Source organism: [Rhizobium] kunmingense, assembly GCF_977018605.1.
The window spans coordinates 784295-804294 of the sequence record NZ_CDRNXG010000002.1; the positions used below are offsets into that span (position 1 = coordinate 784295).

Genomic DNA, 20000 nt, shown 5'->3' on the forward strand with positions numbered 1-20000 from the left:
AACCCCTCACATCAACAGCCCTGCTGCCGTCACGACGCTTTGGGCGATTTCGGATATCTTCTTCTTTTCATTCATGGCGGTCTGGCGCAGCAGGGTGAAAGCGTCTTCTTCCGAAAGTCCGCGCATCTTCATGAGAATGCCTTTGGCGCGCTCGATGACCTTGCGCTCTTCCAGTGCGGATTTCGCTTCCGCCAGTTCCCCCCGTAGCCGGCTGAAGGCGTTAAAGCGGCTGACCGCCATGTCGAGAATGGATTTGACGCGCTCCTTCTTGAGGCCGTCGACGACATAAGCGGAGACGCCGGCCTCCATGGCAGACTCGATCAAGGCGGTGTCGGAGCGATCCACGAACATCGCGATCGGCCGACTGACGGTGCGGGTCAGCTGGAAGAGATGTTCCATCATATCCCGGTTCGGGTTTTCGATGTCGATGATGATGACGTCAGGCTGTTGCGTCTCGATGATGCGGGCAACGCCATTGACCTCATGAATGACCGTGACATTGCGGTGGCCAGCGTCGTTCAGGCCTTCCTCGATGATCGAGGCGCGGATGGCGTTTTCATCTATAACCAGAATTGTCAGATCGGATTTTGCCATTGCCGTCTTTTACTACAACGCGCCGTTCAGATGCGCGGCAAAGCATGCAGCAGCAATCAACGTTGACCAAGCCGGGGAAAGGCGCTGGTGCAGCAGAAATGCGATTGCCATTCCACTACACGCCAGCGTGATGCCTATCGGTATACTGCGGTCAACAAACGCGAAGCCAAGCGAGCCCAGGAAAATACTTGTCGCGACTGTCGACTGCACCGCATACGATGGACGCATGCTCGGTTCGGTCGCAAAGATCAGCACGAAGCCCGGCCAACTGAAGCCGATGGCAATGCAGATAAATAGCAAGTGCGGCTGCAAGTTCGTCCCCTCTTTTATCGTAGAGAAGACGCAATCGGTGTGCCAAACCGTTCTACCGCTAGTCCTTCAAGTCAATGGCCCGTCCGCAACGAACTAGTCGTAGGCGCTTGCCCGTTCTGTAGGCAGACTATAGGCGGGATGACGGTTCAACTGTCATCAAGAGCGGAAAAATGAAGCTAACTCGAAATGTCGCTCGGTATTAGCCGCGGTCCATGCCCCACAAACATTTCGATCCCCATTCTAGGTACACACAGCGTCGTCGAGCATTCCTAAAGGGGATCTGTTCGGGGAAGCGTCAGAGAAAAATGTAACAGACCCGGTGCGTCACTTCGTGTGCGCTCCTTCATTTTCGATCCATCTTCGAAACGCCTGCCTTCGCCGCCCCGGATCATGGCCTGGCACGGTCAGAAGATAAAAATCCGTCATCGTAAGCGGGGTGGCCGGGAACAGCGGGACCAACCTTCCAGCAGCGACGTCGGCTGCCACCAGCGCGCTTGGACCCATGGCAATTCCAACACCGTCGATCGCTGCCTGGAGTGAGTGGTAAAGGGGTTCGAACCGCAGTTGAGCACGACTGCGCAAGTCAGGGTACCCAGCCAGTTTAAGCCAGTCAGACCAGAGATGGGCGACGGACTCTGCATGAAGGAGTGTGTGCGCTTCGAAATCACGAACCGCCCTGACCGGATGTCGAGCGAGAAGAGACGGGCTTGCCACCGGAACGCAGGTCTCAGTCAGAAAGGGTGTACTGTTGGCGCTGATCGAACCCCGCCGGATCACTATGTCGAAGGGATCCGCGATCGTCTCGACTGGAGCAATGGAGGCAGATAGACGAACCTCAATCTCCGGGTGGAGCGCGGAAAAAGCTGGTAGACGCGGGATAAGCCATCGCATGGCAAAGGTCTGCGGTGCATTTACCCTAAGCAAGAACGGTCCGTTCCGCTTGGTAAGATTTTCGGCCGCGACGCTCAGCCCTTCCATAAGTTTCGTTGCCTCGGCCAGAAATAGCCGACCTTCCGTCGTCAACGCTACTCCTCGACCGTTCTTTGTAAACAGCCGTACCCCAAGCCATTTTTCGAGAATGCCGATCTGGCGGCTGATCGCGCCGTGTGTCACGCCGAGCTCGATTGCAGCACCGCCGAACGCCCCCAATCTCCCGGCGCATTCGAACGCCTTGACCGCGTTTAAGGGAGGGACGTCGCGTCTCATTCGTGAGTTTTCCTGACAGATTGTGGAGACTAATTCGATTGTCCCCCGACGTAAAGAGCGGCACCACGAGGAGACATAACGAATAATTTTGGTGCATCTCTTGTCTGCAACTGAACAACCTCTCATTCGCGTCCTGCAACCGTCCGACTCCCTGTCGGACCTCACGACGCTGCTTCACGCCGCTTACAGTCGCCTTGCGCATATGGGGTTGCGCTACATGGCAACCCATCAATCTGAAGCCGTGACCCGTGAACGTGTGGGGCAGGGTACGTGTCTTGTCGCCGAGCTTGATGGCAGGATATGCGGCACAATCCTTTTCCGTGATCCAGCCGGCACGCATGGTTGCCGATGGTATGACCGAGCTGAGGTCGCATCGATTGGACAATTTGCTGTCGATCCAGAAATTCAGGCGCGAGGGATCGGCTTGCAGCTTCTCCGCAGGGTCGAGGGACTGGCGATTGCTCGGGGAGCGATGGAGCTCGCACTCGATACCGCCGAGCCTGCCATACACCTCGTGGAATGGTACCAGCGTCTAGGATATCGGTTCATCGAACACGCACAGTGGTCGCATACGAACTATCGGAGCGTCATCTTGAGCAAACGACTGCCGAGCGCTCCGTAGGTGTCAGATGCTGAAATTCATACATCTGTCCGATCTTCACCTTGTTCCATCTGGTCAGAATCTGCACGGTCTACGACCCGATGAACGCTTGGCCTCGTGCGTCTCCCATATCGCACGCGAGCATGGTGACGCAGCCTTCTGCATCGTCAGCGGTGACCTCACTCATGATGGTGATCCGCTGAGCTACACCGAAGCAGCGCGTATCCTTTCCCACCTCCCAATGCCGGTCCACTTGATGATCGGCAACCACGATGACCGTGGCACTTTTCGGGAGGCTTTCCCTTCTGCTCCAGCCGACCAACACGGTTTCGTCCAGCAGGTAATCGATACGTCAATGGGTAGGCTGGTCCTGCTCGATACACATGACGTTGGCAAACCGGAGGGCCGCCTGTGCGAACGGCGACTGGAGTGGCTTGGCGAAAAGATCGCAGATTGCTCCGGAGCAGTCTTCCTGTTCCTGCATCATCCGCCACTTTCAGTTGGATTAGGTCGAATGGATCGCATTCGCCTGCAGAATGTCGATGCGCTTGCTGCTGTGCTGGAGCGATCGAATGCCACCATTCGTCACCTTTTTTTGGCCACTTGCATCGCAATATCGCGGGGTCGTGGCGGAAATGGCCGTTCTCTGGGGTCCGGGGGACAAGCCATCAGATCGCGCTAGACTTCACGACACAAGGATATGCGCCCGTCAGCTTCGAAGCATCCGGTTACGCAGTCGTGCGAGTACAGGCTGAGAGCGTCGTCGTTCATTTTGCGGAGGTCGACAACACGTGATCAGGCCGAAGCGCCGGCTGTTGGCGGCTGGGGTCCGCTATTGCCCCATATTTCGTAGTTTATCCGTGCGCAATCGGTCGCGCGGAGGAGGGTAGCTCCGGTGGCGGCCATATCGCTCAGGAATGCTGCAGTGAACATGGCTGTTGCCGCCGATCGCGTGGCTGGGACGCCTCGCAATCATCGATGTTCGCAATCTTCCCGAGTTCTGGGCGGCTCTGTTCATTGCGGCCTATCGTCTGCCGGGCGGAGTTGCCGCAACCTTGGTGCGATCCAACTGCTGTTAGTGCTCTTTCTGGTCCGCGCCGTGCTCGCAACGCCACTGGCCGCGACAGGACTGCTGAACGCGTGGGCAACGCCTGCGGATGATATGAAAATCGCGATTTGATAGTTACAAATGTGACCGTTACGATGGAGACAGTTGCATGCTGGCGTGCGCAATGCTGGCGAAAGACCACAGGAGGACACTAATGACGATTTCCGACCGGAGCAGCTTTACTTACAGGAACGAGATCTTCATCGATGGCGGTTTCCTCAGCGCGGGAAGCTGCGGGGAAATCGAGCATTTCGACCCGGCAACCGGTGCCGTCAACGGCTCCGTCGTGCTGGGCGGGAAGAGCGAAATCGATGACGCGGTGGCCGCGGCGCAGCGGGCGCAGCATGTCTGGGAGGCACTGGGGCCGATCGAGCGCCGCCAGCGCCTTGCGCGCCTTGCCGACCTTATCGAGGAATGGGAGCCGCAGTTCCGTGCGCTGGCCGCGGCGGAGATGGGCATGCCGTGGCAGGGGTTCGATGTGCGGCACCGGTTCGCCGTCGAGTGGATCCGCACCTATCAGGGCTGGGCGGACAAGGTGGGCGGAGACATAACGGCCAGCAGCGATGCCGGCCGCCTGGAATATACGCGGCTCGAACCCTACGGCGTGGTCGGCATCATCCTTACCTGGAATTCGCCGCTGCTGTCGCTGACCATGAAGGTGCCGGCAGCACTGGCCGCTGGGAACACGGTCGTGGTAAAGCCTTCCGAACTCACCCCGTACACACCTCAGCTTTTTGCCCGTGCCTGCCTCGAAGCGGGCATTCCGCCGGGCGTCGTGAATATCGTGCAGGGCGCGATCGAGGCGGGTGAGGCGCTGGTCGCCCATCCCGGCGTGGAGAAGATATCGTTCACCGGCGGTCTGAAGGCTGCCACCGCAATGATGCGCACAGGCGCTCTGCTGGTCAAACCCTTCTGCTTTGAGTTGGGCGGAAAATCGTCACATCTCGTCTTCGAGGATGCGGATATCGCAAGTGCGGTGAAGGTGGCCATGGGCGGGCTGGCCAATGCCGGACAGTCCTGCACCTTCGGTTCGCGGATATATGTCCACGAGAATGTCTACGAGACTTATCGCACCGCCATTATGGAGGCCGTTGGAAAGGTCGTTGTCGGCCATCCCGTCGAACGCAATACGACAATGGGGCCCCTTGTCACCGGGGCGGCCCGCGACCGCGTCCTCGGCTTCGTCGATCGGGTGGTCGAGGACGGTGCGGGCAGGCTGCTGGCGGGAGGAGGCGTTCCACCGCTCTCCGATACGCTTGCCGGCGGCTATTACGTGGAGCCGACCCTGTTCGAAGAGGCGCCCGCCGGCAGTCCGCTGCTCACGGAAGAGATCTTCGGCCCGGTCATGACGCTCTGCCGCTTTTCTGACGAGGATGCGGCAATCGCTGCCGCCAACGATACGGACTTCGGCCTGTCGAACTACGTGCATACCGAGGACTTGCGCCGCGCGCTGCGTGTCACCGCACAGCTGAAAAGCGGCACCGTCTACGTCAACGATTCAAGCCGCCGCAATGCAGGGGCTCCTTTTGGCGGATACAAGCGCAGCGGTATTGGCTATGAGGGCGGGCGACCGGGTCTGGACGAGTATCTGCGGCGCAAGACGGTTGGCCTGGCCTGAGCCGGTCATCACTGCAGCCTCCCTGTTGATTTGGGGAGTGCTGCCGCCTATCATTGGTTACGTTTATAACTATCTGGAGGGCGGCATATCAATGCTGCACAGGAACGAGCAGATTGCCTTCAACCTCGAGGACTTTCTTCCCTACCGTATCAATCGGGCGGCGGAATGGGTCAGCCTGAGCTTTGCGCGCGAGTATCGGGAGCGGTATGGCATGACGCGGCCCGAATGGCGGGCACTTGCCGCACTCGGCGCGCTCGGGCGAATAACGGCCACCGAAATCGGTCAGCATTCGGGCATGCACAAGACCAAGGTCAGTCGGGCCGTCAAAGCGCTTGAGGACCGGCGCTGGCTGAACCGCGCCCAGAGTGGCGACGACCGGCGGCTGGAGTATCTGCAACTGACGCAATCAGGGCTTTCGAGCTACCGCGAACTTGCAAAGATCGCGCTCGCCTACGACGGAGCACTGCGGGAGCTTTTGACCAAGAAGGGCCTGGCCAGTCTCGAACAGGGGCTCGCCGCAATCGAAACCATCGCGTCGTCCAAAGCCAGCGAGACTTTGCTCACTCGGATGGTGAAGAACGCCCGATAGCCGGATTTTTTCACGGAATGATGACCTGGCGCAAGGCGTTTCCGCCTTTCAAGCGATCCAGTGCGGCGTTGATCTCAATGAGAGGGATGCGGTCGCTGATAAGGCGATCGACCGGAAGCCGGCCGTCGCCATAGAGGCGCAGATATTCGGGAATATCCGTCTGCGGATTGCCGCTGCCGAGCAGCGATCCCCTCAATACCTTCTCGTCGCCTACGAGAGAGCCATGGGGATATTGATAGCGGGTGCCGTAGCCCGCGATGCCGACGCAGACGATTTCGCCACCCCGGCGGGTCAACTTGAACGCCCTGTCTATCCCCGCCTGCCTGCCCGACAGCTCGATCACGATGTCGACGCCACCCCCGGTCAGGTCCCTGACTGCCGGAACACACTCGGCATCGCTTGCATCGAACACGTGGGTACATCCAACCTGACGGGCGATCGCGAGCTTGTCCGGATTGATGTCGAGACCAATGATGACGGAGCAGCCGATCGACTTGGCCGCCATCACCGCGTTTAGGCCGACGCCGCCGAGGCCGATGACGGCGATCCGCGAGCCGACCTTCGATTGTGCGGCATTGAGAACCGCGCCTGCACCGGTTATCACGGCGCATCCGAAAAGAGCCGCCACATCGAGCGGGTAGACCTTGTCTATCTTGACTGCACTTTGCGCTCCCACCACCGTGTATTGCGAAAAGGAAGAGACACCGCTGTAGTGGTAGAGAGGCTCCCCATTGCGCCGGAAGCGGCGCGCTCCTGTCGGAAGCTCTCCCTGCAACCGGGTCCGCGGGATTTCCTCGCAAAGGATCGGCCGGCCTCCGTCACAGGTCGGACAGGCGCCGCATCCGGCCGCGGCCGTCAGAACCACGTGGTCGCCCGGCATGAGACCCGTCACGCGGGTCCCGATCTCGACCACGACGCCGGCGCCTTCGTGGCCGCCGACGACGGGAAGCCGCCGGGGCCGCATGCCCTCGACGGTGGTCAGGTCGGAATGGCAAAGGCCGGCCGCCTTGATTTCGACGAGAACCTCGCCGACGCCCGGCGGGTCAAGATCGATCTCCTCTATCGAAAAGGGCCTGCTCGTTGTAAACGGCGCCTGCTTGCCCTGAATGTCCATGACGGCAGCCTGGAAACCCATGGGTCATTCTCCCCAGGGCCTGGCAGGCAGCACCGTGCCGCAGCATTCCCCGAAGCCGATACGGTATCCTTCGCCCCGCGCCTCTCCACGCAGGACCAGCAGGTCGCCGTCTTCGATGAAACTTCTCGTCGAGCCGTCGTCGAGTGTGATCGGTTCCTTGCCGCCCCAGGACATTTCCAGTAGCGATCCGCGGTTTTCCCTGTTGGGGCCGGAAATCGTTCCCGAGCCAAGAAGGTCTCCCGTGCGCATCGGGCATCCGCAGGTGGTGTGATGCGCCAGTTGCTGTGCCGACGAATAATACATTTCGCGATAGTTCGTCCGGCAGATGACGGTTTCCCGCCCGCTCGCCGGCGTAATGCCGACTTCGAGGTCGATATCGTAAAGCGTCGGCGTCCGCTCCCGCAGGTGCGGGAGAAGCGGAAATTCGGGCGCAGAAACGGGAATGAGGAACGGTTCGAGCGCGAGCGCCGTGACGATCCATGGGCTGATGGTCGTCGCCGTTGCCTTGGACTGGAAAGGGCCAAGAGGCTGGTATTCCCACGCCTGGATGTCGCGCGCGCTCCAGTCGTTCAGAAGGACATAACCGAAGATCGCCTCATGTGCGGCCTCGACGGAGAGAGGCGCCTTCGATGGGGTGCCGACCACGGCTCCAAGTTCCAGCTCGATGTCGAATCGTGCCGAAGGCGCCAGACGTGGCATTGTCTCGTTTGGCGACTTGATCTGCCCCCAAGGGCGGCTGATGCCGGTTCCCGACACGACGACGGACGATGCCCGGCCATTGTAGCCGATGGGGATGTGCTGCCAATTCGGGGGAAGGGCGTTTTCGGCGCCGCGGAACATCGTGCCGACATTCGTGGCGTGATGGCGGCTGGCATAGAAATCGGTGTACTCGGCCACGTCAAACGGCATGTGCAACGTCACATCCGAAAGGCGGAACAGGTGTCGGGCAACGGCTTCATTGCGGGTTGCCTCGCCGAGGCAAGACAGCAGCCAGGTTCGCAGTTGTCGCCATGCCGATGGCCCGAGTGCCATGAACCCGTTCCACTTGCCGCTGAGCAGAGAGCCGCCGAAATCCAGCTCTCCGGCGGCTTCAAGCGCTGCGACATCCAGTACGAAGGAGCCGATGGCAACGCCACAGCGGGGTGGCTCGCCGGCGATCGAGAAAACGCCGCAGGGCAGGTTGTTGAGCGGGAACGGGCAAAGCGGGTCGTTTGCCGTTTCCACCCACGACTTGATGATCTTTGTCATGGATTCGTGTGATCCCTCAGGCTGCGTCGATCTGCTGCTCGGGTGCCGCATCGCGAAACGCCGGCAGTTCGAGGCAGCGTTGCTCGATGTCCCGCAGTCTCGGGAAATCGGCAAGGTCGAGGTTGAAGCGATGGGCGTTGTAGAGCTGCGGCACGAGGCAGATGTCTGCAAGCCCCGGTCGGTCACCGAAGCAGAAATCGCAATCCTGCCGGATGAGGGCGTCGAAAGAGGCCAGGCCGCGTCTCATCCAAAGGCGCATCCAGTCTACCGTCTTTTCCTGCGTGAAGCCGGACTGCTTGAGCTCGTCGATCACCCTCATGTTGTTTACCGGATGAATGTCCGTCGCAATCGCGAGTGCGGCCGCTCGCACCCTGGCTCTCGCCAGCGCCGCCTGCGGCAGGATCGGCGGATCCGGCCAGCCTTCCTCCAGCCACTCCAGGATCGCCATGGACTGCGTGATCACCTCACCATCGTCGCACACAAGCGCCGGAACGCCGAGCGAAGGGTTGATCTGCGCATAGGCGGAGCTGGTCTGTTCGCCCTTGAGAAGATTTACCGGCACGCTTTGCCATGACAGGCCCTTGATTCCGAGTGCGATGCGGACGCGGTAGGATGTCGTCGACCGCCAGTAGCCATAGAGTTTCATCACTTGATCCCAGGCGTGCCGTCGAACTTCTTCTCGAGGCTTTGCCAGCATTCGACGTAGTCGTCCTGAATGGGGGCAGAAAGCGCCGCCCATTCGGTGAGGTGCTGCGGAAAACGGGTCTCGAACATGAAACTCATCGTCTCTTCGAGCTTTTCCGCTTTCAGCTCGCTGTTGGACGCGCCCTCGAAGGCGTCGCGATCCGGGCCGTGCGGCAGCATGCAGTTGTGCAACGACATTCCGCCCGGCACGAAACCCTGCGGCTTGGCATCGTATATGCCGTAGATGTTGCCCATCATCTCGGACATGACGTTCTTGTGGTACCAGGGCGGTCGAAAACTGTGCTCCGCCACCATCCAGCGATCGCGAAACAGCACGAAATCGATGTTTGCCGTGCCTTCCTGGCCGGAGGGCGCGGTCAATACCGTGAAGATGGAAGGATCTGGATGATCGAACAGGATCGCGCCGACCGGGCTGTAGGTGCGAAGGTCATACTTGAAAGGATGGTAGTTTCCGTGCCAGGCCACGACATCGAGGGGGCTATGGCCGATGCGGGTGCGGTGAAACTGGCCGCACCATTTGAGCGTCACGGTCGATGGAGCATCCCGATCTTCGAAGGCCGCCACCGGCGTCTTGAAGTCGCGGGAGTTCGCCAGGCAGTTTGCGCCGATCGGTCCGCGATTGGGAAGCTCGAATTTCTGGCCGTAGTTTTCACAGACAAAGCCACGGCAGGGGCCTTCAAGAACCTCGACGCGGTAGACCAGGCCGCGCGGCAGAAGGGCGATCTCCTTCGGCTCGACGTCGATGATACCGAGTTCGGTGAAGAAACGCAGCCGCCCCTCCTGCGGCACGACGAGAAGCTCGCCATCGGCCGAATAGAAATACTCGTCCTCCATCGACTTGGTCACGAGATAGATGTGGGTCGCCATGCCCGACTGGGTGTTGACGTCGCCAGCGGTCGTCACCGTCCGCATGCCGGTGATCCAGGTCAGTTCCTCGGTCGTGTGGGGCACCGGATCCCAGCGATACTGGCCGAGGCTTATGACGTCCTTCAGGATGTGCGGCGCCGACTTCCAGAAAGGCACCTCGATCTTCTCGAAATTCGTCGCATGCTTGACGCTCGGGCGGATGCGGTAACACCAGGTCCGTTCGTTCTGGGCGCGCGGCGCAGTGAAGGCGGTGCCGGAAAGCTGTTCGGCATAGAGGCCGTAATTGCATTTCTGCGGCGAGTTCTGTCCTTGCGGCAGAGCGCCCGCAAGAGCTTCCGTTTCGAAATCGTTGCCGAAGCCTGGCATGTAACCGGGGTGACTGGTTCGCGTGTCCGGCTGAACCTGAACGGTGCGCGTCGTCTGAATGTTCATTTCCACCTCCCTGAAAGAGCCATTCGTCACCGGGGCAGGGCTGATTTTCCGCCGGGAAGGGCGGTGCCCCCCGTGACTTGTCGCCTTAGATGGTTGCGATCATGACGGTTGCATTTGTAACCAACAAGCTGAAATTGCCATAACCGTTCGTTTCCCGTCCGCTTACGGAAGCGGCCGCTCCATGTCAGGTGCAAAGACCGGCCAATAGGGATAAAAGCTGCGCTTGCGGAAGAGCCATCCGCCGTGGCTGCGCACGAAGCTGTCCACATAGTGGCCGCAGAAAGGCTCGTTCCCCGCAGACATCATGACGCAGGTGCCTTCGGCGACATCGCCGTCTATGTGAACAACTTCGTTGGTGACCATCGGCAGACGGCGGCCGGGCGCCATCCTGGCGAAATAGGCGACTAGCCCTTCCTCGCCCTCGGCTATGGCCGGCGAGCTCCCCTCAGATCGATGATTTTCAAAAATGCCGTCCGGCGTAAACAGGCCGACGACCTCGTTTCGCTGGCCGCGGGCGGTGAACCATCCGTATTTCGAGCGTAGCTCGCTGATCGCAAAACGGTCTTCCAGTATACGCAACCGATCCTCGACAGTCGTCATGCCGCGGCTCCTTCAGCCTGTGGCAGAGCGGCGGTCGACCTGATCTGGTCGATCATTTCGCCGATACGGAGCTCGTAGGACGGATAAGTGGTGCCGAACTCTGCGACCAGGCGGCTGTTATCGAACCGGTAAGCGGTGGAAAGCGCTTCGCCGCCTGTCGCCTTGTCGAAGCGGATATCCGCTGTCGGCAACTTGCGGCGCACCATGTCGGCGATCTGACGCAGACTGAGCGTTTCGCCGCCCGAATTATAGATCGCGTGCTGTGTCGTTTTCGACAGTGCCAGGGTCGCGAACACGTCGGCTATGTCATCGACATGCACGACGCAGCGCATCCTGTCCTCATGCTCGAAAACGACCGGCTCGTTCAGGGCTGCCTTGACGACGCAGAGCACATGATCCACCGAACCGATCAGCTTGTCAGAGCCGGCGATATGGGCTGCCCTCAGTCCGGTGATCCGCACGCCATGTTTCTCGCGGTACTCCCTGGCCTGGAATTCGTTGAAGACCTTGTGGTTGGCATATTGCGTGACCGGATAGGGCGGGTCCGTTTCATGGATGGCCTTGTTGCCATAGGGCGCCTGCCGGCCATTGAGCGCGATGGAGCTTGAATAGACGACGTGAGCAACCCCGCACAGGCGCGCGGCCTCAAAACAGTTGTCCATGCCCAGAACATTGACCCTGAATGCCGCCCGTGGCGTCGTTTCGCGCATATAGCTGAGATTGATCACGGCCGATGGCTTGCACTCCGACATGCAGGTGACGACCTGCTCGAAGTCCGCCAGATCCAGGCGAACGGATCTTGCCCGGCCCCCGAGATCGTCGAAGCTTGCATTGGCAAGATCAGCCGCCACGACGTCATGCCCCCTGTTTGCCAGGGACTTCACCACGCGACGGCCGATAAAGCCGGCGCCGCCAATTACCAATATCGTCACGCATCAACTCCCGCTTGCTGCAATCGCAAGGCGTGGCTGCTTTCCGGTGGCGCCTGCCTGCGAAATATGTTGGACCGCCACATAGGCGAAGACGATGGCCGGGCCGATATTGATGCCGCCACCTGGATAATAGCCGCGCATCACCGGCGAAAAATCCTGTCCACCCGCATAAAGCCCCTCTATCGGGCGATCGCCTGCGTCCAAGACCTGAGCATCGGCGTTGATCTTCAAGCCGATCGAGGTTCCGAGCGTCGATGGATAGATGCGGAGCGCGACATAGGGTGGCTTCGAGATCGGGCCGAGATTGGGGTTCGGTTTTACGGTCGGATCGCCGAGAAGCATCGAGTTGAACGGGTTCTCACCACGATGGAAGTCGGGATCGACGCCGGTGACGGCGTTGTCGTTGTTGCGCCTGACGGTCTCGGCGAGCGATTGCGCATCGATGCCGATCTTTTCCGCCAGCGCCTCGATCGTGTCGGCGACGGTGATGTAGCCGGAGCGCTCGAACGGCTTGAGCGACGGGCGGAACGGCCTGATCAGGCCAAGTCCGCGCTTCCAGACGAAGGCCCTGTCGCAGATGAAGTAGAACCGATTTCCCGTCGCCACGCCGTTGCGGAACATGGCCTCGCCGATGTCGTGATAGGAATTCGACTCGTTGACGAAGCGCCGGCCCGAACCGTCGACGGCGATGACGCCGGGTTTGCCGCGATCGAGATAGCCATAAAGGATCGTCTCGACCGAGCCATCCTTGTGCTTGAGCAGCGACGAGGGCTGCCAGAGGCCCGGACCGACCACGTCTCGGTCGATCACGGCGCCGATCTTTCTGCCGGCATTGATCCCTTCGCCGACATTGGCCTGCCAGCCGACGGATAGGTCATGGGGATGATCCGGGCCGAGTTCCCGACGCATGTCGGCATTGTGCGGAAAGCCGCCCGTGGCAAGCAGAACCGCCTTGCGTGCTCGGACCCGCAGCCTCCTGCCGTTCTTGAGGACGATGGCGCCCAGGACCTTGTCTCCCTCCCGCAGCAGTTCGACCAAGGGAGCGTTGGTCCATATTCCGGCATTCTGGCGACGCAGCGTCAGGAGCATACGGGCCATCATTGCATTGCCGGCGCCGATATCCGTGCCGCGGGAATAGGTGAGGCGATCAACGGCAAAACGCGCAAAGGTCTTCAGGACGCGGCCAAAGCCACCAACCGACTTGAACGGGTTGAGGAAATCGTCGATTTTTCGCTTGTCGATCGACATGCCGCCTAGAAGCATCAGCCGCTTGATCGGCGGACGAAGAAGTTCGAAATCCTTGCCGAGCTTACGTCCATCAAAGCGGCGCGTCTCAAGCGTCCGGCCAGACCGGACGCCGGATACCTGGCTTGCGTGATAGTCCGGCCAGTGGACGAAATCGAACACGACGTCGGTTCCATCCTGAAGCTCTGCCATCGCGGTCGGTCCCGACTGCAGAAACGCGTCGACCAGGTCGGCACGGTAGTGATTACCGAGTTCGTGCCTGAGATAGTTTCGCGCGTTCTCGACGGAATCCTCGGTTCCCGCGGCTTTCGCCTGCAATGTGTTGGGAACCCAGGCAAAACCGCCGGACGTGGCCGACGTGCCGCCGACCACCGCTTCCTTCTCACAGACAACGACATCCAGCCCCTTCTTGCGGGCAAAGATTGCCGCTGAAAATCCGGCCACGCCGCTGCCAAAAATCAGCAGGTCGGTCTCGTGATCCCAGTCGTTGCGCTTGCCTTCAGTCATGTTTCCTCCCGCGGCCCTCAATCGCGATGTCGGTCGATCACCGCATCGCACGCGCTACCGCATCCTCGAATTCTGCTTCGTTGCGCAGCTTGTCGGCCAGCAGAACGGCAAGCTTCGCCAGGAAGATCTCGGTCTTGTCGTCACCGACAGAGTCGATGGCCTTTGCGAGAAGGCGAAAGGCCGCTTTCACTTCAGGCGTCGAGTCAGACATTTTCAAGCTCCCTCATCTTGCCGACGGCACCATGGTGGCCGAGGCAGTCCTCCAGCCAGTGCTCGATCAGCAGCGTTTCATGGTTCTCAGTCCGCGCGGCGACATAGCCATCCGGCCGGATCAGGAAGATCGTACCGCTTGCGGCGGAAAGTTCCCGAGCCGCAGGCGTACCGGCATCGACGACGACCGGTGACGCCAATCCCTTGCCAGTGAGACGGTCGATGACCGTCTTCGGTGCGGTGCCGCCGTCAGTCACCACGACTGCACCGAAGCCGTCCGGCAGGAGGTCACAGAGATAAGCGGTCTTCCCCTCGCTCGACAGCGCGACATTGGGGATGGGATTGCCTGGAAAGGCGCCTTTGGGAGGGTCGTCGTTCCAGTGTCCGGTCTGGCTGTAGCCTTCCCGCTTCGGGGCGCGGTGGGCATCGAAGAGGTCGCGCACGAAAGGTTCTGTCGGGACGAGGTCGAGGATCGCGTTGCACATCAGGGTGACACCCTTTGACGGACGCGCCATGAACACCGCCGCCTGCGACAGGTCGTTCAGCGTTTTGCGCACCATCTGCTGCCGCTCGATCTCGTAACCGTCGAGCAGGCCGCCATCCGCGCCATCCCTCAAGACCGCCGTAAGGCGCCAGGCCAGATTGAAGGCATCGCCGAATCCCATATTGAGGCCCCGGCCGCCGAAGATCGGCGACAGATGGGCAGCGTCTCCGGCGAGGAAGATGCGGCCGCTGCGGTAGCGAGCTGCCGTCAGGGCGCGTGGCCGATAGACGGAGGTCCACAGAATTTCATAGGTTCCGTGCTCACCGATCATCGCGAGATGCGCATCGAGCCGTTTGCGGACCTGTTCCAGTTTGGCCTCCTCGTCGGCGTCCTCATCGGCTTCGATCGAGTAGTCCAGTCTCCAGGTATCGAAAGGCTGAGCATGCAGCAGCACCGTCGCGCCGGGTTTGTAGGGCGGATCGAGGTAGAAGCGACGCGCCTTCGACATGGTTGTGTCGAGTTTGAAGTCGCAGATGATGAAGGCGCGATCGCCGATATCCTCCTCGGTTACGCTTTCATAGGGAATATCGAGTTGCAGGCGCGTAGTGCCGCGCCCTCCATCGGTCGCGACGGCATAGTCGCACCGGATCGCGTAACGGCCTTCCGGCGTGCCGACTTCAAGCACCACGCCGGCTCCGCTTTCGCTGACGCTTTCGACGCGGCTGTGCCAGCGAAGGTCTATGGCAGGGCATGCCTCCACGGCGTCAAGCAGCAGCTTTTCCATCCAGCACTGTTGCAGGATGTTGAACTGGTCGTGCTTCTGTCCGCCGGGCTTGTCGTACTTCATCTCGTAGACGAGATTGTCGCGATAATAGACGATATTCTCCTCCCGACCGATGCACATCGCGGCAAAGGCGTCGCCGACGCCCAGCCTGTCGAGCATGCGCATGGACAGTCCGTCCAGCGACAATGCGCGGCTTCCGTCCGAGACCTGGTCGCGTGCCTCGAGCAGCACGACACGGATGCCCTGGCGGCCGAGGGCCAGCGCCAAGGCAAGCCCGACAGGCCCGGCGCCGACGATCGCCACCTGATGAGAGGCGCCTAGACCGTCCAGTTCCGGTGGCCGCTTGAAGGGATATTTTGTCCAGGTGAAATACATGTCTGTCCTCCCGACAGGAGACTGAAACTTGCCCCCGACACTGCGCGCCAAGGATGCGGTGAATGCTTGATGGTTACCAATGTAATGGTTTCATTTGTAACCATCAAACCCATCAAGCAGCACCTGAGTGTTTTTTCTGCGCCGATCCGACGATTCCGGTCCCGCTCCAGCGGTCGACGTTTTGCGCCACGCGATTGACCTGTTCACCGCCGCCAAGCTCACCGATGTGGATACGGTAAAGCTCTTGGACCAGGTTGGCGAGGGGCATGGGAACATCTGAAGCGGTCGCGAGCTGCGTCGCCAGACTGACGTCCTTGAACAGCAGGTCGAGGGTGAACCCCGACTGCATCTCGCCGGCCAGAATGCGCGGGTGCATGTTGTGCTCCAGAAAGTAGTTTCGGCCGGAGCTTGCAAGCATGATATCGACGGCACGGGCCGGTTCGATCCCGTTCTTGGCGGCAAGCGCGATGATCTCAAGGCTCAGCAGCCGTTGCGAGTGATGCAGGAGATTGTTCGCCAGCTTGATGACCTGTCCGGCACCGACCGTCCCTGCGTGGAAGACATGCGGGCTGATGGCCTTCAGCAGCGGCGATATCCTCGCGAACTGGGCCTCTGTCGCTCCCACCATCATCGAAAGCGTGCCGGCAGCCGCGCCGTTCGGGCCGCCGCTGACCGGAGCATCGCAGATCTCCACATTCGTTTCGGCAAGCGTTGCGGCCATCTGCCTCGTTACGGCGGGATCGCCGGTGGTCTGATCGACGATCAGGAGATGTCTGCCCGTGACCGAGGCGAGGCCCTGTGCGCCGAAGATCACGGTTCGCACATGGTCGCTCTTTGGCAGGCAGAGAAAGACGATATCCGCGCGGTCCGCGACGTCCGCCGCCGAGTGGCAGGCTGTCGCCCCTTGCGCCACCAGCCTGCCGACGGCGTCCGGATTGACATCGAAGACATGAAGCAGGTGTGATTGCTGGAGGCGGCTAGCAACAGCGCCGCCCATGTTTCCCAGGCCGATATAGCCGATATGCATGAGACAGTTCCGATTGATGGGGCGGAGCGCAAGCGCTCCGCCGTGGGAAGAGGCCGCAGGCCAGTTGAAGCCCTAATCCGATGATCAGTTGTAGACCATCGTTGCAGGGTCCAGTTCCTTGACTGTCTTCGGGATCTGGCTGTTGCTGCCGACTGCAAGATCCACCTCGTGGGCGATTTCCTCCGGCTTGATCGCACCACCCTTCCAGGCATTCGCCTCGGAATCGAATATCAGCCCGATGCTTTCGGCGGAAAGATTGGGGAATTCCTTCCGCATGGCGTCCTTCACCTTGTCGGGCGACGTGTCGATCGCGCCGATGAAATCGTTGAAGGCTGCATTGACCGCATCGATCGTCTTTTTGTTCTCGTCGACATAGGCGCGTGTCGTAAGGGTCACTGCGGTATGAGCGGGCGAGAACTGGCTGGGCAGTTCTCCCTTCGGACCCGAGATCCAGCTGACGCCGGAACCATCGAGCAACGGGGCAAGCCAGTAGGGCGCACTGGCCACGAAGCCATCAATCGCGCCGTTGGTCAGGGCGGCGGGCATTGTCGAGATCGACATATAGGTGAAGTTGGCCTTTACCCCTTCGGATTTCGTCGCCGCGTCGAAGGTCAGCGTATAGGTGGATGTCGCACTCGGTGTTGCGATATTGAGCCCGTTGAGCGCCTTCAGGCGTTCCGCCAGCGGCGCCTCGGCAGTGATGCCGGCGGCCTCCGCAGCCTTCTTGGACAGGACCAGCGTGCCACCCAGACCGCGGAAGGTCGAGTTGATGGCCACCAGATCCTGGCCGCGGGCCTGGGCCGCGACCAGCGAACCCGGGCCGGAAAAGGCCAGCGACACGGAACCGGACATCAGTGCGGTCGCTGCCGCGCTTGAACTGTCCATCATGATGAAATTCGGCTCTATCCCATGGGCTTCGAAAAATCCCATATCGCGCACCATGAGCGGGATCGCGGCAACCAAGCTTCCTCCGGCCAGAGCCATGTCCACTTTTTGGCTTTCCGCCAGGGCCGCGGTTGCGCCCAGCCCGATCGCCGTCGTCGCGACAACGATCGCCTTCAAACAATGTTTCAGCATTCGGTTCTCCTCCACAGCTGTATTTTCAAGATGCACCGCCTCCACGCAATGCATCGGTTCATGTCAATGGCCGTCGTTCATGGTGATCTCGCCCTTTGCCGTCTGCCAGCCGAGAGCCCGACGTTCGATCAGTTTCAGGCCGGCCAGCAGGACGAGGCTGATCGCCATAAGGACGACCAATCCGGCAAAGACCCCGGCGGTGTTCATGTACTGCGTCGCTTCCTTGATGCGGAACCCGACGCCTGCGGTCGAGGCGACGAATTCGCCGACGATCGCGCCGATCAGGGCGTAGGGCAGGCCGATACGAACCCCTGCAAGCATCCAGACAGCCGAATAGGGGATCGCGATTTTCGTCCAGATGCTGAAGCGACGCGCGCCTAGAAGACGTGCATTCTCCACGAGGTCGCGATCGACCTGCCGGGTGCCCTGATAGGTCGTCACAAACACCATGAAGAAGACCAGCAATCCCGCAAACATGATCTTGTTGGTCAGGCCTATTCCGAACCAGAGGACGAAAAGCGGCGCCAGCGCAATCTTGGGGATGGTGTAGAGTGCGAGCACGAAGGGTTCAAAAAGGTCTCCCAGTCTCTTCACCCAGCCCAGCATGAAACCGATGATCGACCCGGTGACGCTGCCGATAAGGAAGCCCAGACCCGCTCCGGTGAGCGTGACGCTCATGTCGCGATAAAGCTCACCGGTCGAGGCCCAATTGCGGATTTCGGCAATGATCGCGCTGGGGCTTGAGATCCAGAACAATAGCCTGAAATACTGCGAGCAGAACTCCCACAGTGCCACCATGACGACGACGACCGTCACCTGAATGATGGCGTTTGAGTGGATGAGAACATTGAACAGTGCGCTGCCGGATGATGCCGGGCGCGGCTGCGCTTCGGATTCGATTGTAGCCATTTTTGCTCCTCCTCAGGAAATGTCGAGCGCCGACCACAGTTCGCGCACATAGGCGCCAAAGGCGGGGTCGGCATGGATGTCGATCACGTCGCGCGGTCGCGGCAGCGAGATATCGACCACAAGCTTCGGACGGCCAGGACGCTTCGACATGACGACGACGCGGTCGGCGAGGGTGATCGCTTCCTGAAGGTCATGGGTAACGAAGACGAATGTCGCGCCGGTTTCCTCCCAGAGCTTGAGAAGCTCACCATGCATGCGCGTGCGAAGTTGCGCATCGAGGCTGCCGAAAGGCTCATCCATCAGGTAGATGTCCGGACGGTAGGCGAGGGTGCGGGCGATCATCACGCGCTGCAGCATGCCGCCGGACAGCTGCTTGGGATATGCCTTCTCGAACCCTTGCAGCCCGACTTTCCTGATCGACGTGGAAACTCGCTCCGCCATCTCGGCTTTGGAGAACTTTCTGAACTCCAGCGGCAGGCGAACATTCGCCTCCACGGTGCGCCAGGGTAGACAATAATTCTTCTGCGTGAGGTAGCCGACGTCGTAGTTGATGCCCTCGACGGCCGCGCCCTTGTACTTGACCGTTCCTTCCGCCGGCTTCAGCGTTCCGGCGACCATGTTGAGAAGCGTGGACTTGCCGCAGCCGCTGGGGCCGACGATAGCGAGAAATTCTCCCTTGGCGACCTTAAGTGATGTCGGGCCCATTGCATGAAGCGCGCCGAAACGGGCGACGACGCCGTCGAATTCGATAGCCGCCGGGCGCTCCGCTGGAGCATGGCGAACCGTTCGTTCGATCTGATTGGCTACGATGTTCATGCCGGTTCCACCCTTGTCTTGTGATTGCAATCTTCACCTTCAGGCAAGGCACCAGTCGATCGGTGGCCCCGCAAATCCTCCAGGCCCGCAACGCAGCAATGCGACGCGGACGACGTGATCGAGAACCCGATACTGCCGCGAAGTTCGCGCAGGTCAGGCATTTGACGACTTTGCATTGATCCTCCCAACGGCGCTGAATGTCTCCTCCTCAGACGCCCATGGCTTCATTCAAGTCACAAAAGTAACCGTCTCGAATGTAACTATCAACAGTGTTCCTGCGGCAGCTGCGGTGCCGCCTTTGCGTCTGTTTGGCAGCCGGATTTATACGGGGAATGGCGCGGCCAAGGTGTCCGATTGGCCGCCATCAATGATTTCGGCCGGCTGGCGCAGGTTTGCGGGTGATCGTCGTAACATGCGATAGAATTTGCCATAGTCGGGACGTGTGGATCGCCCCAAGATCTGTCGATACTTACATTCCTGATAGTGAGGTAGGCGGCCTTCACGAGCAAGGCCAATCTGGCGACCGTTTTGAACGCGCCGATGCATCGGATGGCCACATCAGGCCATCCGGTCTTGGGATTTAGGGTTCTGTTTTCTGCATGTCGTTGCGCCTGAACTG

General features: G+C 60.4%; 20 protein-coding genes. 4 read left to right on the forward strand and 16 right to left on the reverse strand.

All coding sequences use genetic code 11. The features are described 5' to 3' along the window. Positions 1–6 precede the first annotated feature (6 nt). The 3 genes from AC0JZ4_RS22145 to AC0JZ4_RS22155 all read right to left on the reverse strand — a co-directional run bounded on the left by AC0JZ4_RS22145 (position 7) and on the right by AC0JZ4_RS22155 (position 2112). A complete protein-coding gene (locus AC0JZ4_RS22145) occupies positions 7–594 on the reverse strand; it encodes an ANTAR domain-containing response regulator (protein WP_471888632.1) in 588 nt (195 codons plus the stop codon). Between the two features lie 12 nt (positions 595–606). Beyond that, positions 607–906, reverse strand: coding sequence for a hypothetical protein (locus tag AC0JZ4_RS22150; RefSeq protein WP_471888633.1), 300 nt, complete (start codon positions 904–906; stop codon positions 607–609). Positions 907–1230: 324 nt separating this feature from the next. After that, a complete protein-coding gene (locus tag AC0JZ4_RS22155; RefSeq protein WP_471888634.1) occupies positions 1231–2112 on the reverse strand; it encodes a LysR substrate-binding domain-containing protein in 882 nt (293 codons plus the stop codon). A 217-nt stretch (positions 2113–2329) separates the two neighbouring features. On the opposite strand from AC0JZ4_RS22155, the gene AC0JZ4_RS22160 reads away from it, so the two are divergent. From AC0JZ4_RS22160 to AC0JZ4_RS22175, 4 genes are all read left to right on the forward strand, one after another. After that, on the forward strand, positions 2330–2734 hold the full coding sequence (locus AC0JZ4_RS22160) for a GNAT family N-acetyltransferase (RefSeq protein ID WP_471889064.1): 405 nt from the start codon (positions 2330–2332) through the stop codon (positions 2732–2734). A 7-nt stretch (positions 2735–2741) separates the two neighbouring features. Beyond that, positions 2742–3395, forward strand: a complete 654-nt coding sequence (locus AC0JZ4_RS22165) for a metallophosphoesterase (protein WP_471888635.1) — start codon at positions 2742–2744, stop codon at positions 3393–3395. A gap of 580 nt (positions 3396–3975) precedes the next feature. Beyond that, entirely contained in the window at positions 3976–5439 is a 1464-nt protein-coding gene (locus AC0JZ4_RS22170) for an aldehyde dehydrogenase family protein (RefSeq protein WP_471888636.1), read from the forward strand. A gap of 91 nt (positions 5440–5530) precedes the next feature. Next, positions 5531–6028, forward strand: coding sequence for a MarR family winged helix-turn-helix transcriptional regulator (locus AC0JZ4_RS22175; protein ID WP_471889065.1), 498 nt, complete (start codon positions 5531–5533; stop codon positions 6026–6028). Between the two features lie 10 nt (positions 6029–6038). Here the strand turns inward: AC0JZ4_RS22175 and AC0JZ4_RS22180 are convergent, their stop codons facing one another. The 13 genes from AC0JZ4_RS22180 to AC0JZ4_RS22240 form a co-directional block, all read right to left on the reverse strand. Beyond that, complete coding sequence (locus AC0JZ4_RS22180) at positions 6039–7163, reverse strand: zinc-binding dehydrogenase (RefSeq protein ID WP_471888637.1); 1125 nt, start codon at positions 7161–7163, stop codon at positions 6039–6041. A gap of 3 nt (positions 7164–7166) precedes the next feature. Then, positions 7167–8411, reverse strand: coding sequence for a fumarylacetoacetase (gene fahA / locus AC0JZ4_RS22185; RefSeq protein WP_471888638.1), 1245 nt, complete (start codon positions 8409–8411; stop codon positions 7167–7169). A 16-nt stretch (positions 8412–8427) separates the two neighbouring features. After that, positions 8428–9057, reverse strand: coding sequence for a maleylacetoacetate isomerase (gene maiA, locus AC0JZ4_RS22190; RefSeq protein ID WP_471888639.1), 630 nt, complete (start codon positions 9055–9057; stop codon positions 8428–8430). Then, positions 9057–10415 (reverse strand): homogentisate 1,2-dioxygenase, encoded by a 1359-nt coding sequence (gene hmgA, locus AC0JZ4_RS22195; protein ID WP_471888640.1) that lies wholly within the window; start codon positions 10413–10415, stop codon positions 9057–9059. Before hmgA ends, maiA begins: the two co-directional genes overlap by 1 nt. A gap of 162 nt (positions 10416–10577) precedes the next feature. Further along, the gene (locus AC0JZ4_RS22200) at positions 10578–11015 is read right to left on the reverse strand and encodes a nuclear transport factor 2 family protein (protein WP_471888641.1); all 438 of its coding nucleotides are present in this window, start codon (positions 11013–11015) and stop codon (positions 10578–10580) included. After that, on the reverse strand, positions 11012–11947 hold the full coding sequence (locus AC0JZ4_RS22205) for an NAD-dependent epimerase/dehydratase family protein (RefSeq protein ID WP_471888642.1): 936 nt from the start codon (positions 11945–11947) through the stop codon (positions 11012–11014). The genes AC0JZ4_RS22200 and AC0JZ4_RS22205 overlap by 4 nt, the downstream gene beginning before the upstream one ends. 3 nt (positions 11948–11950) lie before the next feature. Beyond that, on the reverse strand, positions 11951–13699 hold the full coding sequence (locus AC0JZ4_RS22210; RefSeq protein ID WP_471888643.1) for an FAD-dependent oxidoreductase: 1749 nt from the start codon (positions 13697–13699) through the stop codon (positions 11951–11953). Between the two features lie 37 nt (positions 13700–13736). Then, positions 13737–13910, reverse strand: a complete 174-nt coding sequence (locus tag AC0JZ4_RS22215; RefSeq protein ID WP_471888644.1) for a hypothetical protein — start codon at positions 13908–13910, stop codon at positions 13737–13739. Next, positions 13903–15552: an FAD-dependent oxidoreductase gene (locus AC0JZ4_RS22220; protein ID WP_471888645.1), complete on the reverse strand. Its 1650-nt coding sequence runs from the start codon at positions 15550–15552 to the stop codon at positions 13903–13905. The genes AC0JZ4_RS22215 and AC0JZ4_RS22220 overlap by 8 nt, the downstream gene beginning before the upstream one ends. Before the next feature lie 112 nt (positions 15553–15664). Continuing rightward, positions 15665–16579: an NAD(P)-dependent oxidoreductase gene (locus AC0JZ4_RS22225; RefSeq protein WP_471888646.1), complete on the reverse strand. Its 915-nt coding sequence runs from the start codon at positions 16577–16579 to the stop codon at positions 15665–15667. 84 nt (positions 16580–16663) lie between these two features. After that, positions 16664–17656: an ABC transporter substrate-binding protein gene (locus tag AC0JZ4_RS22230; RefSeq protein ID WP_471888647.1), complete on the reverse strand. Its 993-nt coding sequence runs from the start codon at positions 17654–17656 to the stop codon at positions 16664–16666. Between the two features lie 63 nt (positions 17657–17719). Next, positions 17720–18565 (reverse strand): ABC transporter permease, encoded by an 846-nt coding sequence (locus AC0JZ4_RS22235; RefSeq protein ID WP_471888648.1) that lies wholly within the window; start codon positions 18563–18565, stop codon positions 17720–17722. Between the two features lie 12 nt (positions 18566–18577). Then, positions 18578–19381 carry an ABC transporter ATP-binding protein gene (locus AC0JZ4_RS22240; RefSeq protein WP_471888649.1) on the reverse strand — a complete coding sequence of 268 codons (804 nt, stop codon included), beginning with the start codon at positions 19379–19381 and terminating at the stop codon, positions 18578–18580. Positions 19382–20000: the final 619 nt, after the last annotated feature.